General features: G+C 41.4%; 19 protein-coding genes. 11 read left to right on the forward strand and 8 right to left on the reverse strand.

The features are described 5' to 3' along the window. The first annotated feature begins 263 nt into the window (after positions 1-263). From ACDZ29_RS14345 to ACDZ29_RS14355, 3 genes are all read left to right on the forward strand, one after another. On the forward strand, positions 264-1,085 hold the full coding sequence (locus tag ACDZ29_RS14345; protein ID WP_289317940.1) for a basic amino acid ABC transporter substrate-binding protein: 822 nt from the start codon (positions 264-266) through the stop codon (positions 1,083-1,085). A gap of 79 nt (positions 1,086-1,164) precedes the next feature. After that, on the forward strand, positions 1,165-1,821 hold the full coding sequence (locus ACDZ29_RS14350; protein ID WP_289317939.1) for an amino acid ABC transporter permease: 657 nt from the start codon (positions 1,165-1,167) through the stop codon (positions 1,819-1,821). Next, the gene (locus ACDZ29_RS14355) at positions 1,818-2,540 is read left to right on the forward strand and encodes an amino acid ABC transporter ATP-binding protein (RefSeq protein ID WP_289317938.1); all 723 of its coding nucleotides are present in this window, start codon (positions 1,818-1,820) and stop codon (positions 2,538-2,540) included. Before ACDZ29_RS14350 ends, ACDZ29_RS14355 begins: the two co-directional genes overlap by 4 nt. 65 nt (positions 2,541-2,605) lie before the next feature. On the opposite strand, the gene ACDZ29_RS14360 is transcribed toward ACDZ29_RS14355, so the two are convergent. From ACDZ29_RS14360 to ACDZ29_RS14370, 3 genes are all read right to left on the reverse strand, one after another. Beyond that, the gene (locus tag ACDZ29_RS14360; RefSeq protein ID WP_375088010.1) at positions 2,606-2,977 is read right to left on the reverse strand and encodes a hypothetical protein; all 372 of its coding nucleotides are present in this window, start codon (positions 2,975-2,977) and stop codon (positions 2,606-2,608) included. Positions 2,978-3,139: 162 nt separating this feature from the next. After that, entirely contained in the window at positions 3,140-4,024 is an 885-nt protein-coding gene (gene cidR, locus ACDZ29_RS14365) for a cidABC operon transcriptional activator CidR (RefSeq protein ID WP_375088011.1), read from the reverse strand. A 166-nt stretch (positions 4,025-4,190) separates the two neighbouring features. Beyond that, positions 4,191-4,616: a universal stress protein gene (locus ACDZ29_RS14370; RefSeq protein ID WP_375088012.1), complete on the reverse strand. Its 426-nt coding sequence runs from the start codon at positions 4,614-4,616 to the stop codon at positions 4,191-4,193. 164 nt (positions 4,617-4,780) lie between these two features. Between ACDZ29_RS14370 and ACDZ29_RS14375 the strand changes: the two genes are divergently transcribed. From ACDZ29_RS14375 to ACDZ29_RS14395, 5 genes are all read left to right on the forward strand, one after another. Then, positions 4,781-5,176: a MerR family DNA-binding transcriptional regulator gene (locus tag ACDZ29_RS14375; RefSeq protein ID WP_370013889.1), complete on the forward strand. Its 396-nt coding sequence runs from the start codon at positions 4,781-4,783 to the stop codon at positions 5,174-5,176. A gap of 73 nt (positions 5,177-5,249) precedes the next feature. Beyond that, the gene (locus ACDZ29_RS14380) at positions 5,250-6,017 is read left to right on the forward strand and encodes a 3-hydroxyacyl-CoA dehydrogenase (protein WP_289323747.1); all 768 of its coding nucleotides are present in this window, start codon (positions 5,250-5,252) and stop codon (positions 6,015-6,017) included. A gap of 93 nt (positions 6,018-6,110) precedes the next feature. Further along, complete coding sequence (locus ACDZ29_RS14385) at positions 6,111-7,256, forward strand: acyl-CoA dehydrogenase family protein (protein ID WP_375088013.1); 1,146 nt, start codon at positions 6,111-6,113, stop codon at positions 7,254-7,256. Positions 7,257-7,286: 30 nt separating this feature from the next. After that, positions 7,287-8,438, forward strand: coding sequence for a thiolase family protein (locus tag ACDZ29_RS14390; RefSeq protein ID WP_289323749.1), 1,152 nt, complete (start codon positions 7,287-7,289; stop codon positions 8,436-8,438). A 134-nt stretch (positions 8,439-8,572) separates the two neighbouring features. Continuing rightward, positions 8,573-10,153, forward strand: a complete 1,581-nt coding sequence (locus tag ACDZ29_RS14395; RefSeq protein WP_375088014.1) for a fatty acid--CoA ligase — start codon at positions 8,573-8,575, stop codon at positions 10,151-10,153. A gap of 406 nt (positions 10,154-10,559) precedes the next feature. Here the strand turns inward: ACDZ29_RS14395 and ACDZ29_RS14400 are convergent, their stop codons facing one another. The 3 genes from ACDZ29_RS14400 to ACDZ29_RS14410 all read right to left on the reverse strand — a co-directional run bounded on the left by ACDZ29_RS14400 (position 10,560) and on the right by ACDZ29_RS14410 (position 11,954). Next, on the reverse strand, positions 10,560-10,742 hold the full coding sequence (locus tag ACDZ29_RS14400) for a YfhD family protein (protein WP_034306455.1): 183 nt from the start codon (positions 10,740-10,742) through the stop codon (positions 10,560-10,562). 115 nt (positions 10,743-10,857) lie between these two features. Then, a complete protein-coding gene (locus tag ACDZ29_RS14405; RefSeq protein WP_289323751.1) occupies positions 10,858-10,980 on the reverse strand; it encodes a YfhE family protein in 123 nt (40 codons plus the stop codon). Between the two features lie 53 nt (positions 10,981-11,033). Further along, positions 11,034-11,954, reverse strand: a complete 921-nt coding sequence (locus tag ACDZ29_RS14410; protein ID WP_375091139.1) for a TIGR01777 family oxidoreductase — start codon at positions 11,952-11,954, stop codon at positions 11,034-11,036. A 126-nt stretch (positions 11,955-12,080) separates the two neighbouring features. On the opposite strand from ACDZ29_RS14410, the gene recX reads away from it, so the two are divergent. Together recX and ACDZ29_RS14420 are read left to right on the forward strand one after the other, a co-directional pair. After that, the gene (gene recX, locus ACDZ29_RS14415; RefSeq protein WP_375088015.1) at positions 12,081-12,878 is read left to right on the forward strand and encodes a recombination regulator RecX; all 798 of its coding nucleotides are present in this window, start codon (positions 12,081-12,083) and stop codon (positions 12,876-12,878) included. 73 nt (positions 12,879-12,951) lie between these two features. Further along, entirely contained in the window at positions 12,952-13,263 is a 312-nt protein-coding gene (locus tag ACDZ29_RS14420; RefSeq protein WP_063234815.1) for a YfhH family protein, read from the forward strand. A 40-nt stretch (positions 13,264-13,303) separates the two neighbouring features. Here ACDZ29_RS14420 and ACDZ29_RS14425 read toward each other — a convergent pair whose 3' ends face one another. Then, positions 13,304-13,459: a small, acid-soluble spore protein K gene (locus tag ACDZ29_RS14425; RefSeq protein WP_034305387.1), complete on the reverse strand. Its 156-nt coding sequence runs from the start codon at positions 13,457-13,459 to the stop codon at positions 13,304-13,306. A 114-nt stretch (positions 13,460-13,573) separates the two neighbouring features. On the opposite strand from ACDZ29_RS14425, the gene ACDZ29_RS14430 reads away from it, so the two are divergent. Beyond that, positions 13,574-13,840, forward strand: coding sequence for a YfhJ family protein (locus ACDZ29_RS14430; RefSeq protein ID WP_289317925.1), 267 nt, complete (start codon positions 13,574-13,576; stop codon positions 13,838-13,840). A gap of 54 nt (positions 13,841-13,894) precedes the next feature. Here ACDZ29_RS14430 and ACDZ29_RS14435 read toward each other — a convergent pair whose 3' ends face one another. Continuing rightward, positions 13,895-14,872, reverse strand: coding sequence for a metal-dependent hydrolase (locus tag ACDZ29_RS14435; RefSeq protein ID WP_370013894.1), 978 nt, complete (start codon positions 14,870-14,872; stop codon positions 13,895-13,897). Positions 14,873-14,912: the final 40 nt, after the last annotated feature.

The following is a 14,912-nucleotide window of genomic DNA, read 5'->3' on the forward strand; positions in this document are numbered from 1 at the left end:
TTACTGTTTTCAATATAATATCCATTAATTCGAGAAAAGGGAAAAAGTCTGCCCGTTTCCCCATTAGAGAATATTTGCACTTTTGATTTACCGAGTTAATTGATTAAACTTTTATTTTACTAAAGTTATTTGTCGATTTTTTATTGAATAAAAAAACAAATAAACGTATAATATTCTTAAAAGAATATACTGAATGTTCTCTAAAGTTAGATTTATCTGTTTTTTTAAAAAAGAGAGTTTACGAGAGAGAAGAGGGGATTATTTTGAAAAAGGTTTCTTTTTTAGTGTTTGCCATGGTAGCTTCTTTGTTACTAGTCATGACAGGATGCGGAAAGGATAAAGAAGTCTCGACAACTAGTAAAGAAGAAGAGTCCAATGGAAAAACACTCAGAATCGTGACTGACGCCAATTATGCTCCATTTGAATTTCTTGAAGGCGATAAGATTGTAGGGTTCGATGTTGATTTCATCAACGCCGTTGCTGAAGAAGCAGGTTATGAAGTTAAACTTGAAAGTGTTGGGTGGGACCCGATTTTTGTTGAAATCGAATCTAAGAGAGCGGATGTCGCAATTTCTGCGATTACAGTGAATGACGAAAGAAAACAATCTTATGATTTCTCGGTTCCATACTTTTTATCAACTAACAAGATTCTCGTTCCTGAGAAAAGTGATATAAAATCAGGAAGTGAATTGAAAGGGAAGGTCATTGCCGTTCAGACTGGTACAACTGGACAGGAAGCGGTAGAGAAACTCCTTGGAAAAAATCATAAGGACATCAAAAAGTTCGAAAACAATAACCTGGCCATTCAGGAATTACTGAAAGGTGGAGCTTCGGCTGTCGTAGCTGATAATACGGTTGTTGAGGAATATGTGAAAAATAACCCCGATCAAAAACTGAAAGTCGTTGAAGATAGCAAAAGTTTCAATGAGGAATTTTATGGTCTTATGTTCCCGAAAGGCAGTGAATTGAAATCGGAGTTCGATAAAGCTGTGAATGCCATTTATGAAAATGGAAAATATGCAGAAATTTATAAAGACTGGTTTGGTACTGATCCAGATATCGAAACATTGAAAGCACAACAATAAAAACAAGTGGATAGTAAAAGATTGCGTAACTTTACGTGTGAAGTTACGCAGTTTTTTTGGTCTTTAGGAGGGAAACGGAATGAGTTTTCGCTGGGATATTATTTTTGAATATGCTCCTTTCTTATTAAAAGGAACACTGCTTACTATAGGGCTGTCGGTTTCCTCCATCCTCATCGGAACCTTCTTGGGGTTATTGATCGGTTTAGGGAAAATCATGAGAAACAAAGTGCTGGCCTTTCCATTTTACTGTTATGTCACGGTTTTTCGCGGAACACCGCTTTTAGTTCAAATCTTTTTAATCCATTTTGGAATTGTGCCCTTTTTTACCGGTGAAACGAATGCAGTAACCGCCGGGGTCATTGCTTTATCTTTAAATGCAGCCGCATATATTGCAGAAATTTTCCGTGCGGGCATTCAATCCATCGATAAAGGGCAAATGGAAGGATCACGTTCATTGGGGATGACCCATACCCAAACAATGATTCATGTTGTATTGCCTCAAGCTTTCAAACGAATGATCCCTCCTTTAGGAAATGAATTCATTGTATTATTGAAGGATTCGTCCCTGCTTTGTGTCATTGCAGCCCCGGAATTAATGTATTGGGGAAAGGCGATGGGGAGTCAGTACTTTAAAGTGTGGGAGCCATATTTGGCGTGTGCCTTCATCTATTTATTCCTTACGCTCATTTTAAGTTTCGTATTAAGTAGACTCGAAAGAAGGTTGAAAACAGAATGATCAAGGTCGAGAATCTAAAGAAGTCATTTGGGGAAAATGAAGTATTGAAAAATATCAATGCAATCGTTTCCCCTCAGGAAGTAGTCGTTGTAATCGGGCCTTCTGGATCGGGTAAATCGACTTTCCTCAGGTGTATCAATCAACTTGAAACGATAACAGGAGGGCATATTTTCATCGAAGGACTTGATACGACAGACAAGAAGGTCAATATCAATAAAGTCCGAACGGAAGTTGGCATGGTATTTCAGCATTTTAACTTATTTCCACATAAGACTGTTCTTGATAATATTATGCTTGCGCCTCTAAAGGTCCGCAAGATTTCCAAAGAACAGGCTTCCCAAAGAGGGATGGAACTGCTTAAGAAAGTGGGGCTTGCCGAGAAAGCGAACGCATACCCGGATTCATTATCGGGGGGGCAAAAGCAACGCGTCGCAATAGCCAGGGCTTTGGCGATGGAACCAAAAATCATGTTATTCGACGAGCCGACTTCCGCTCTAGATCCGGAAATGGTCGGTGAAGTTCTTGAGGTCATGAAGCAACTTGCTAAGGAAGGTATGACCATGGTAGTGGTGACCCATGAGATGGGATTTGCAAAAGAAGTTGGTGATCGCGTCATTTTCATGGACGAAGGCTATATTATTGAAGAAAACACCCCCAGTGAGATTTTTGATAATCCCCAGCAGGAAAGAACCAAAGCCTTTTTGAGCAAAGTGCTTTAATAACGTGTTAAAGAAAAAAACCTTCCGTTAATGGAGGTTTTTTTTGGGAGCATATCAGGGGTGGTTCATTTGATGGATGAAGCACCTAAAAGCGATTCAGGGCTTTTACCGAGCACAAGCATACTGATTTTGGCATATCCAATATTTTTATTTTGGGAGAAGGTTTGAAGTAATACCTGGATATTCGGATCATCCTTTAACTTTTGAACTTCCTCTATATATAATCTGATAACGGAGGGCATAACGAATTCAGGGGTGTATTCGTTTGGGTTTTCATCCATGATTAAAGTGCCCATAAATTGATATTTAAATTGAAAAGTCCGTGTTAAGGCAACGACATGGAGCAGTTTATTAAATAGTTTGGGGTATGAATATTTAATTTTCTCCAGAGCTGCTTTTGTTTCGTGTAACTCATCGACACTGGATAAAGTGATCATGAATATCTCCTTTCAGAAAAAATGGAAACCATCAGCAGTTACCGTGCTTTTTATTCATACCAAGTCTAACCCCGCCGTTACGTATTGTAAAATGGTTAGATGTTATCAAATGAATAACCAAAATCTATGATAGTGCTTACATCCCATCAGGCAGATTAAAATTCACTCGTTACGAGATAACGCTTCCCTCGTATATTTCAGCCATTCTTTTGCAGCGTATGAAAGGTAATGGTCCTTACTCCAAATGAATCCCAAATTCCAACTAATGGAGGGGTTTTTAACCTTGATTGACTTCACGCGTTCATCATGACGGCATAAACTTTCAGGTAATAGAGCAACGCCAAGTTTACAGTAAACCATTTCCTCAATGAAATCCCAGCGTGAGCTTTCAATAACGGTATGTGGAGAAAAACCGGCTTCATTACAGGATGAAATGATGAGATCTCGAAGGACGTAATCCTTATTGAATAAGATGAAAGACTCGTTTTCCAAATCGGCCAAATCGATTTCTTCCAGACAAGAATCTGGATGGGAGGGATGAACAATCAAGTTAATGTCTTCTTCTAAAAAAGCAAAATGATGAAAAAGTGCGGTGTTGGTTGGCAGGACAATAACGCCTATATCAATTAAGTCATTTTGGACGGATTCTTCAATCTTTTTTGAACCATCCTCTACTAATTGAAAGGTAATATTGGGATATTCCTCATGAAAACGGCTAAGAATTCGGGGGAAGAAAGAAGCGTCGATGATCGGCGGCAGGCCGATGCGTATATGTCCCTTTTTCAAACCTAATAAATTGTCCATTTCCGTTTCTAAATTGTGAAAGGCCTTATCTATCAATTTTGCCTGCTCCAAGACAACCCTGCCTGCATCGGTCAAGATCAGTTGCTTACGCGACCGATCAAAAAGCTCAACACCTAGCTCGGTTTCCAGGTTTTTAATCATCTTGCTGATGGTCGGCTGGGTAATGAATAAATGGTCGGCAGCCCGAGTGAAGCTATTGAAATTGGTTACCTCTATAAAGTATTGCAAATGCTTAATATCCATTGCGTCACCTGTTATCCTCGTTTAAAATTAGTTTCATTTTACCCGTAAACGGAAGTGTTTGTAAAACACGATAAGTTTTGATGGGGTTTCATGCACGCATAAAGAAGCTGGATTCCAAAGGGAAACCCAGCTATGAAAGGGCCGGCATGAATATTTGCAGTAAATTTTATTTGACCAACAAGACGGGCACTGGGGAATGTTGAACGATATAGTGGCTCACGCTGCCTAGGAATTCCTTGAAACCACTCAATCCGCGGCTGCCCATGATGATAAGGTCACAATTACGGGATTTTGCATGTTCCAATAAAGTCGTGATGGCTGAACCCTCTACGACAAATGTTTGGGATTCATTCGGGATTTCTGATATTAGCGCTTCCGCTTTTTTTATCACTTCATTTCCATAATTGAGCATGGATTCTTCAATTTCCTGAAAGGCATTGCCATATATATTTGGTTTGATTGGCAACGTTACAGCGTGAAGCACCTGGATTTCGATGGTGGGATCCAACTTGGCTAATTCAATCGCTTTTTCTAAAGATTTAAGTGCCAATTCAGATTCATCGTAAGCAACTAATATTTTTGAGCATAGCATTGATCGATCATTCCCTTCTTTTAAAGAATATACCCATAGTATATCAATTTAAATCTTTCATGCAGTTTCATATATTATAAATTTTGTGAATATTTATTGAAGTTTACGTTAACGTCAATGTTAAAATAAAGGTAAATAATCCCTTTGCAAAGTGTGGTTTTTACATGTACACCATTTCTGAGTTAGCAAAAGAATTCGAATTGACGACAAGGACCCTCCGATATTATGAGGAACTGGGTATGCTTAGTCCAAAGCGTACCGAAACGGGAAAAAGAGTTTATGGAAAGAAAGAATACGCACAGCTTAAAATCATAATGCGCGGTAAGAAGTATGGTTTTTCGTTAGTGGAAATAAAGGATATAGTCCTGTTATTCGATAAGGATAGGACAGGCATTAAGCAATTGGAAAAAACGATTGAAATGGCAGGACAGAAATTAAACGAAATTAATGAACGCATACAAGAGCTGGATGGATTGAAACAGGATTTTGAACAGGTAATCAAAGGCTTTACCGAAACCCTTCATGACTTGAAGGTGAACGATAAAACAGGCAAGCGGTGAAATTAATATTGAAAATAGGTATTGATGATAGTGAAAGATGAATATATATTCTAGAAACAAATGAGGTGAGGATTTGGATATTCAAGAAACCATTGCAGTTGTGACAGGCGGGGCTTCAGGTCTGGGAGCGGCGACAGTAAGAAACATCATTAAAAAAGGTGGAAAGGCAGTCATATTTGACCTCTCGGAAGAAAATGGCGCTAAGATGGCTCATGAATTGGGAGATTCAGTCCTGTTCATTAAAACGGATGTAACAAGTGAAGATAGCGTATTGGGAGCGTTGGAAGAAGGAATTGAAAAATTCGGGAGCATCAATACGGTCATCAACTGTGCTGGTATTGCAATTGCAGAGAAGGTCATAGGCAGAAAAGGTACACATGAATTGAAAGCGTTCTCAAATGTGGTGACAATCAATTTGGTCGGTACATTTAATGTCATCCGACTTGCTGCTGAAAAAATGGTCAAAAATGAGCCGAACCAAGAGGGGGAGCGTGGTGTCATTATCAATACGGCTTCGGTAGCTGCCTTTGAAGGACAAATCGGACAAGCCGCATATAGTGCTTCTAAGGGGGGCATTGTTGGGATGACCCTGCCGATTGCAAGGGAGCTTGCCACAAAAGGGATACGTGTCGTATCTATCGCACCGGGTCTATTCCATACTCCGATGTTCGATTCATTGCCTGATGAAGCGAGGATGTCATTAGGTAAAACCGTTCCATTCCCATCAAGGCTCGGATATCCCGAAGAGTACGCTAAGCTAACGGAGAGCATCATAACGAATCCAATGCTGAATGGGGAAACCATCAGGCTGGATGGGGCCATTCGAATGTCACCCAGGTAAGTGTGAATTCCTTTTGGAAAAGATGATCCAATCCATTATAGATCGATCTTGAAAAGAGCCTTAGACAAAGCCGTGCAGAGGAGATAAAAACAGATGAAACATCCATATCTAAGTGAAGATCATGACATTTTCCGTAAGTCATTCCGAAAGTTTTTAGAGAAAGAAGCAGTTCCCCACTATGAAAGATGGGAAGAAGAGAGGATCATTCCCCGGTCATTTTGGGTGAAAATGGGGGAACAGGGTTTTCTTTGTCCGGATCTTGGAGAAGATTATGGGGGTTCCGGGGTAGATTGGGGCTTTGCAGTCATAATTAATGAGGAGTTGGAAAGAGTAGGTTCTGGTTTCATTGGTTTCGGACTCCATAGTGACATTACTGTTCCGTATATTGCCGCATACGGAAGTGAGGCGCAGAAAGAGCGCTGGCTTCCTAAATGCACGACAGGGGAAATCATTACAGCAATCGCCATGACAGAGCCTGGAACAGGTTCGGATTTAGCCAATATAAAAACCACTGCTATTTTGGATGGAGAACATTACATATTAAATGGCCAAAAGACATTCATCACAAATGGCATTCATTCGGATTTGGTCATCGTTGCGTGTAAAACGGATCCAAATGCCGTTCCAAAGCATAAAGGCGTTAGCTTAGTCGTGGTAGAAAGGGATACTCCTGGATTTTTCAGGGGGCGAAAACTGAAGAAACTTGGTTTGCACAGTCAGGATACAGCAGAGCTGATCTTCGAGGATTGTCGTGTTCCAAAGGAAAACCTGCTTGGTGAAGAAGGAAAGGGTTTTGCTTATTTAATGGAGAAATTGCAGCAGGAACGCCTTGTAGTGGCAATTTGTGCTCAAACGGCATCAGAGGATATGCTGGCCGATACCATTGAGTACGTGAAAAGCAGGGAAGCGTTCGGAAAATCCGTGAGTCAGTTTCAAAATACTCAATTCAAAATCGCGGAAATGGCAACGGAAATCAAAATGGGGCGTGTTTTCCTAGATCAATTGATCGCCAATCATATGGCGGGAGAACAGGTGGTCACAGAGGTTTCGATGGCAAAATGGCGTTTGACGGAGACTGCGAGAAAAATATCGATTGAGTGCATGCAACTTCATGGCGGCTATGGATATATGGAAGAATACAAGATTGCCAGAAGGTATCGGGATGTCCCGGTAGCAAGCATCTATGCCGGGACAAATGAAATCATGAAGAAAATCATCGCTAAGAATCTGGGCCTTTAATATAAACAGGATGAGAAGGGGAGAGAGTATATGCGGGAAGTGGTAATCGTTGAAGGGATTCGAACGCCAGTAGGGAAAAGGAACGGTGCCTTGAAAGACGTTCGCCCAGATGATCTAGCAGGGGAAGTATTGAAAAAGCTGATTGAGAAGGCGGGCATCGATCCGGCTATTGTCGATGATGTCATACTAGGTTGTGTTTCACAGGTTGGTGAACAAGCAGGTGACATAGCAAGAATTGCTGCACTGATTGCAGGATTTCCGATCGAAGTGCCGGGAACGACGATTGATCGTCAATGCGGGTCAAGTCAGCAGGCTGTCCATTTCGCTTCCCAAGCCATTTTGTCGGGAGATATGGATGTTGTAGTGGCCGGAGGAGTAGAAAACATGTCCCGAGTCCCCATGGGGTCTAATAATCAAGGTGCTGTAACCAGCCAAAAGTATTTAGACAGGTATGAGGTGATTAACCAAGGTTTATCAGCTGAGAGAATCGCCGATAAGTGGGGAATAACACGTGAAGAATGTGATCTGTTTTCCGTTGAGAGTCATGCCAAAGCAATACGTGCTCAAAAAGAAGGGCATTTTGACCGTGAAATGATTTCAGTGACGGGTACTGATAAAGAAGGAAATCATATGGAAGTTACGGAAGATCAAGGTCCAAGGGCTGGAACTACCATGGAAATACTGGCTGGGTTGAAAACGGTTTTCCAAGAAGACGGTTTAATCCATGCCGGGAACTCAAGCCAGATAAGTGACGGTGCGGCCGCTTTATTATTGATGGAACGCAGTAAAGCGGAAGAACTTGGATTGAAACCACGTTTTAAAGTGCATACACGGGTTGTAGTCGGATCAGATCCCACCCTGATGCTTACTGGGCCGATTCCCGCCACTCAAAAAGCTTTGGAAAAAGCCGGCCTTTCCATCGATGATATCGATGTCTTCGAAGTGAATGAGGCTTTCGCTCCTGTACCTATTGCCTGGCTAAAAGAAACGGGGGCAGATCCCAAGAAGCTGAATCCAAATGGCGGGGCGATTGCCTTAGGTCATCCTCTTGGCGGCAGCGGGGCCCGATTGATGGTGTCAATGATCCATGAGTTGGAAAGGACAGGCGGCCGTTATGGGCTGCAAACAATGTGTGAGGGCCACGGAATGGCGAATGCCACCATCATTGAAAGATTGGACTGAAACGGGACTATACGGTTATGAACATTCGTAATTCGCACGAAAGTAAAAGCTGAAAAAGTGATGAAGCCGACCATCGGCAGGGCTGGCCTGAACTCTCCCCGTTGATGGTGGGTTTACTTGAGGAGGAAAATGATATGTCAGTGACGATTAAAAATATCTTTGATCAGACGGTTCAGAAATTCCCCATTAAAGAAGCTATCTACGACGTGAGAAGAAATATCCGCTATACGTACATTCAATGGAATGAGCAGGTGAATAGGTTGGCGGCGGCCCTTCAAGCGGAAGGAGTGCGAAAAGGCGACAGGGTCTCTACATACCTTTACAACAATGAAGAGCTTGCCACCGCACTCTTTGCCTGTGCAAAAATCGGCGCAATCTTTAATCCAATCAACTTCCGCTTAATGCCAGAGGAGTTGGCCTACATCTTAAATGACGCTGCTCCAAAGGTCGTTTTATTCGAGCACGAATTGGAATCGAGCGTTGCCGCGGTTGAGAAGCGATTTCCGGAAACTGCTTTCTGGTATATTGATGATAATGTTCCGAGATATGCCAAAGGTTACCGTCAAAAAATGGCAAGTATCTCATCAAATCCGGATGAAGTGGACGTTCACGAGGATGATGTTTATGCCATCATGTATACGAGCGGGACAACCGGACGACCAAAAGGGGTCATTCACCTTCATAAAGATATGGTCAAACAAGCAGAGATTTTAATAGAGGCCATGAAGTACGAACGCTCTGACATCGGGTTGATTACTGCACCGATGTTTCATTGTGCTGAATTGCACTGTTCCTTTTTACCTCGCGTACAGGCTGGTGCCACAAATGTCATATTACATCAGTTTAATCCCAAAAAGGTTATGGAACTGATTGAATCCGAGGGGATCACTAAGTTATTTGCTGCACCAACGATGTGGAACATGCTACTTCAGGAAAACTTGGATGAATATAAATTCCAGAGTTTGAAGCTGGGGCTTTATGGAGCAGCCCCTATGGCACCATCACTTGTACGTGCCTGTCAGGAGAAACTTGGCATCCAGTTCATCCAAGCTTATGGAATGACTGAAATGGGTCCCGCCATCACTCTCTTATTGGAGGATGATCAAATTAGGAAAGCGGGTTCTGCCGGCAAAGCATGTTCCGATCATGAAATCATCATTGCCCGTCCGAATGACGAAGGGCCATCAGATCCCGATGATATTCTGGAACCTGGGGAAACAGGGGAAATTCTTGTGAAAGGTCCATGTATCATGAAGGGTTACTTCCAAAAAGGTGGAGAGACCGAAAAAGCGCTTTACAAAGGCTGGTACCATTCCGGTGACATCGGTTTCCTGGATGAAGATGGATATCTGTGGGTCAAGGACCGAGTGGACGACATGATTATCTCAGGAGGGGAAAATATATATCCACGTGAAGTGGAAGACACACTTTATGAGCATCAAGGAGTTCTCGACTGTGCAGTACTGGGTCAGCCTGATGATCAATGGGGGGAAATGGTAACGGCTTTCATCGTTGCCAAAGACCTTACGTTACAGGAAAGCGATTTAGAAACCTGGTGTAAGAACAGTGATACACTGGCGAACTATAAACGTCCAAGAAGATATATCTTCTGTAATGAGCTGCCTCGAAATGCAAGTGGGAAGATACAAAAATTCTTGCTTCGGAAACAGTTGGAAGAAAGTGCGGATGACAAAAGTATGGGGAACCTCCTTTAATGCCGGGGTTAGCGGCCGAAAAAAATACTGACAAATTAGTTAGCAATCATATGGTGGAAAGGTTGGAAAAGTCGCTTGGCATGCGATGATAATTGGAAGGAAGAAGTTTAACAATCTAGATGAATTATTATATAAATAATATTCCTGTGGAACAATTCAAGGAAACTGAATAGTTATCCACAATGAAAATGCAGAGTGATCAGTGGAACATTCCCTTTATCCACATAATCCACAGGGTTATCCAGAAATAACATTATTTTCATGTTAGTAAGGTAGTCATTGTACCTATTGTTTGTCAGTATTTTCAGAATATATCCACAATATATACAGAGTTGTGGATAAACTATGTGAATAAAGTAAATATAAGGGGCTGATTACAGCCCCTTGGTTTGGTTCGTCCTATTTATTAGCGGCGATTATGAGCACGGCGGTCAGCTGCATTTGCCCGGGCTTGTGCCTCGATATCTTCCTGGTCAGCCAGTTCGGAAGAATATTCAACGTCAAGTCCGTCACTTTTCAGGTTTTTAGGAACCTGCGGAAGTTTCTGTTTGTTCTTGTCTCGATTATGGTGTATGTTATTGCGTCCCATGCTAACGCCCCCTAAAAATTAAAATAAATAAGCTAGAGATGATTATTCAACTTATCATCTCTAGCTTATTTTGTGTTGAATGGATGTTCAAAATGTACGGGAAAATACTCCAGACTTAACGACGGGATTTCCTCTCGTTAAAACCACCTGCTCGATCTGCATTTTTAAATTCCCGAGCATAAATAACCGCTTGCGTACTAGTTAAGTTACTTTTTACTTTTTCGTGTTTTTTGGACAATTAGATCATCTCCATTTCACTTAATATCCCTATTTTTTCCTAAAATGATCCTTTCATACGTGAGAATCCTCTTTTAAGATATTTTGTAAAGCGTTTTTGAGGGTTGGGAAAGAAAAGATGAACCCTTCCTCTTTAAGTTTAATGGGTAGGACATTTTGTCCTTCAAGCACAAGTACACTCATTTCCCCAAGCGTGGTCTTGAGGAAGAAGGGAGGTACGGGTAACCAATGGGGCCGGTGCATGACAGTTCCTATTGTTTTCCCGAATGTATCCATCTGAACGGGATTAGGTGCCGTAAAGTTGACTGGACCTTCAATCCGCTGATCGTTCATGCAAAAGATGATTGCACGGACCACGTCATGAATATGGATCCAGGAAAGCCACTGATTCCCTTTGCCCATCTTTCCTCCGCCGAAAAGTTTATAAGGCATGACCATCATTGGCAGTGCTCCTTCCTTTTCCCCCAGAATCACGCCGAATCTTGTTAAGACGAATCTTTCACTGTAAGTGCGGGATTTAGCCGCTTCTTTTTCCCATAGCTTAACAGTACGGGCCAAAAAATCATCACCGATGGATTCGGAGGTTTCGGTAAAGGTTTCATGTTCCGAAATACCATAATATCCGATTGCACTTGCATTGATTATGACAGATACTTTTTCGGGCAGTTTGGAAATGATACGGTTCATCTCTTTGGAAGCTTCGACCCTGCTTTCGACAATCCGGCGTTTTCGTTCAGGAGTCCAACGCCCGCTGTTTAAAGATTCACCAGCAAGGTTAATGAAAACATCGAGCCCTTCCAAATGCATTTCCGGCTTTGCGTCCTTGGTCAGCCAGCCGATATATGTCGGATTTTCCTGTTTTTTGAATTTTTCAGGATGACGGGTCAAGATATATATATCATGATTCTCTTTTAATAATTCATCGATAAGGGCTGTGCCGACAAAACCGCTTCCACCAGCAATGGCTATTTTCATGAAAACCACTTCCTTTCCCTTTCTTTCCTTCACTTTAACATGACCATGTCCTTTTTTCATTTTTAGACATGCTATATATAGAAATGGTACACGTAAAGGGGTAAAGTAGGGGTGGGGGTGGATATTATGCCAAACATAACAAAAATAACAACCCAAAAAAAACGTAAAGATCGTTATAACATTTTCGTTGATGAAAAATATGCTTTCAGTGTGGACGAAGAAGTGCTATTGAAGTTTCAATTGAAAAAAGGTACGGCACTTGATGACCTGCTGCTAGGTGAAATACAATTCCATGATGAAATTCAAAAAGCATTTACCGATGCACTTAATTATTTATCATACCGGATGCGTTCGGAATCGGAAATTCGCCTTTATTTAAAAAAGAAGGAAACGGAAGAGCCGATTATAAAGGAAGCGATACATAAGCTATACAGCTTTAACTATTTAGACGACCTAGAATTTGCCAAGGCTTACGTACGGACCCATGTTAACGGAGGCAATAAAGGTCCCACTACCCTTAAGCTCGAGCTTAAGGAAAAAGGGGTACAAGAAAAGTTGGTTGTCGAGGCATTGAAGGAATACCCCTATGATATTCAAATTGAACATGCAAGGAAACTTGCTGGAAAATCGGTCAAAAAGGAAAAAAACATTTCAGAACGGGCATTGAGGCTGAAAGTTGAACAAACCTTGTTACGGAAAGGTTTCTCGAGAGATGTCATCCTTGAAGCGCTTGAAGATGTGACGGTTGAAAAGGATGAAGATGAACAATGGGATTCTCTTTGCCACCATGCTGAAAAAATGGAACGCCGATATAAAAACCATGAAGGCTTCGAATATGAACAAAAAATGAAGCAGGCGTTATACCGAAAAGGTTTTCCAATAGAATTGATTGAGCGTTATCTTTCCAATCCTGATATGGATTAAGTGCATCGATAGCCAAATCATAAAATTTTGTTTAATATAGAAGTAAATTAATTTCATTTAAGGAGCCATATATATGAGCGACGTAAGGTACAGCAAGTTGTCGGCCTATGAACTACAACAGGAAATTGCAGCGTTGACTGAAAAAGCGAGAAAAGCAGAGCAATTGGGAATGGTTAATGAATTTTCAGTATTGGAACGTAAAGTGACGATGGCCAAGGCCTATTTGTTAAATCCGGATGATTTCAAAAAAGGTGAAATATACCAAATTGACGGCGATCCCGGTGTCTATTTCAAAATTGATTATATGAACGGCGTATTCGCCTGGGGTTACCGTTTAGGTGGAAGCGGAAAGGAAGAGGCACTGCCAATTTCAATGTTGAAATAAAAAGGAACCGGGGAAGACCCGATTCCTTTTGAGGTACCTTTTAATTCGATCGCTCGTTTGATGCTTTCATTCGTTCTTGAGGGTGTGTATTAATACTGCCATCTGCACGCTTTGATGCATATCTTGCTTTTGCACGAGGCTCGCCTTGGAATTTATTATTGTTTTGGTTGGGGAATCCTTTTTGTTTATTTCGCAAGTTTTTCTCCTCCAAGCATCAGATTAAAGAAAAGAAGCGTTTCCGCTTACCACTAGTATGGGTAAGGGACAGTATAGTTCATTCTGTAAAAATATTGGCAATGAGGTGGTTCAAATGAATGATTACCATGAAAGATTAACCAAGATACTGCTTGAGAAAAATGACCACATCACGTATGAGCAAGCTTTGACTTGGGTGGAATTATTATGGGAAGATTTCGAAGCGACCTATGCAAAGGCTGGACATGAATATGCCGGGGAAGAAATGACATCGCGCGTTGTAAGGACCTGGATTGATAACTACGGTGAGCAGTTCCACGAATTCATTGCAAAAAATCCTAAATATAAACAGTTATTAAATCAGCAGAATCGATTTCATTAAAAAGCTGATTCCAGAGGGGTTCCCTGGGATCAGCCTTTTTTCAATATGCAGCGACTACAAAATAATATTCAATTTCTTCTGCAGCTTCGCTTCGCTAAAGATCCAGCCGGTATAAGAATTCAATATATTCAATTCGCTGTCTAAATGGACTACTGCCACAAACGGGTAATACCCATTGCTGCGATATCTTAAATCGATGAAACGGACTTCATAATAATCTTTTATCTGTTCGATTTCAAATCGGTAAACCGGAGAAAAGGACAGAAAGGCTGCCAAGTTGATATCCTTCTTTGCGGCTTCGAGAATTTCACTTTCTGGCAATGGCACTCGATCAAATGTATCAAGAATCGTCACATACCCATTATCGGCTCGTGCCACATAATAATTCTTTTCGGTAATTACCGCGATTTTCCAGCGGTGAAAACGCATGGTCGGTGATAAAATAATTTTTCTTGCTCCGGGAATTTGCTGCTTAACAGCTCTTTTTATAAACGCCTGTTCCCTGAATCTGGAGATATAATAGACAACGAGTATTCCGTAAATCGAGAGAAATAAATAGCCTGGAGGAAATCCAAAGCCCCATAATATCAGACCTGCAACATGTATTCCAAAAATGAACGGGTCGAATGTATTGATGACCCCTAAAGCTACCCATTTTGACGAAATCGGCCTAAGAGCCTGGGTCCCATAAGCATTGAATATATCCACGAATACATGAAGGAATACGGCTAAAAACGTCCAAAGCCAAAGATGAAGGTAATTTGCTTCAGGTATGATGGCGAAAAGTGCTCCGCTGATAATCAAGGGCCAAAGTAAAACAGCTGGAATGGAATGCGTGATTCCACGGTGGTTTCGTATATATACAGCGTTATTCCTTAATTTTAAAACGGTGTCAATGTCTGGAGCTTGTGATCCCAATATCGTACCTGCTATTACTGCACTTGCAGTGACTGGGCTCTGCGCAATGACAGGATCTAACGTGGCAAGACCTCCAAGAGCAATTCCCATGACAAAGTGAGTACCTGTATCCAAAAAACTAACCTCCCTGCCACAATTTGAAAAAAATGGTCTT

The sequence above is a fragment of the Peribacillus sp. RS7 genome (assembly GCF_041956845.1).
GTDB lineage: Bacteria > Bacillota > Bacilli > Bacillales > DSM-1321 > Peribacillus.

Coding starts and splice junctions, on each gene's coding strand:
- recX (WP_375088015.1), top strand. CDS start 12,081: ATGCCAAACATAACAAAAATAACAACCCAAAAAAAACGTAAAGATCGT.
- ACDZ29_RS14400 (WP_034306455.1), bottom strand. CDS start 10,742: ATGGGACGCAATAACATACACCATAATCGAGACAAGAACAAACAGAAA.
- ACDZ29_RS14395 (WP_375088014.1), top strand. CDS start 8,573: ATGTCAGTGACGATTAAAAATATCTTTGATCAGACGGTTCAGAAATTC.
- ACDZ29_RS14410 (WP_375091139.1), bottom strand. CDS start 11,954: ATGAAAATAGCCATTGCTGGTGGAAGCGGTTTTGTCGGCACAGCCCTT.
- ACDZ29_RS14360 (WP_375088010.1), bottom strand. CDS start 2,977: ATGATCACTTTATCCAGTGTCGATGAGTTACACGAAACAAAAGCAGCT.
- ACDZ29_RS14420 (WP_063234815.1), top strand. CDS start 12,952: ATGAGCGACGTAAGGTACAGCAAGTTGTCGGCCTATGAACTACAACAG.
- ACDZ29_RS14350 (WP_289317939.1), top strand. CDS start 1,165: ATGAGTTTTCGCTGGGATATTATTTTTGAATATGCTCCTTTCTTATTA.
- ACDZ29_RS14355 (WP_289317938.1), top strand. CDS start 1,818: ATGATCAAGGTCGAGAATCTAAAGAAGTCATTTGGGGAAAATGAAGTA.
- ACDZ29_RS14375 (WP_370013889.1), top strand. CDS start 4,781: ATGTACACCATTTCTGAGTTAGCAAAAGAATTCGAATTGACGACAAGG.
- ACDZ29_RS14370 (WP_375088012.1), bottom strand. CDS start 4,616: ATGCTATGCTCAAAAATATTAGTTGCTTACGATGAATCTGAATTGGCA.
- ACDZ29_RS14390 (WP_289323749.1), top strand. CDS start 7,287: ATGCGGGAAGTGGTAATCGTTGAAGGGATTCGAACGCCAGTAGGGAAA.
- ACDZ29_RS14385 (WP_375088013.1), top strand. CDS start 6,111: ATGAAACATCCATATCTAAGTGAAGATCATGACATTTTCCGTAAGTCA.
- cidR (WP_375088011.1), bottom strand. CDS start 4,024: ATGGATATTAAGCATTTGCAATACTTTATAGAGGTAACCAATTTCAAT.
- ACDZ29_RS14430 (WP_289317925.1), top strand. CDS start 13,574: ATGAATGATTACCATGAAAGATTAACCAAGATACTGCTTGAGAAAAAT.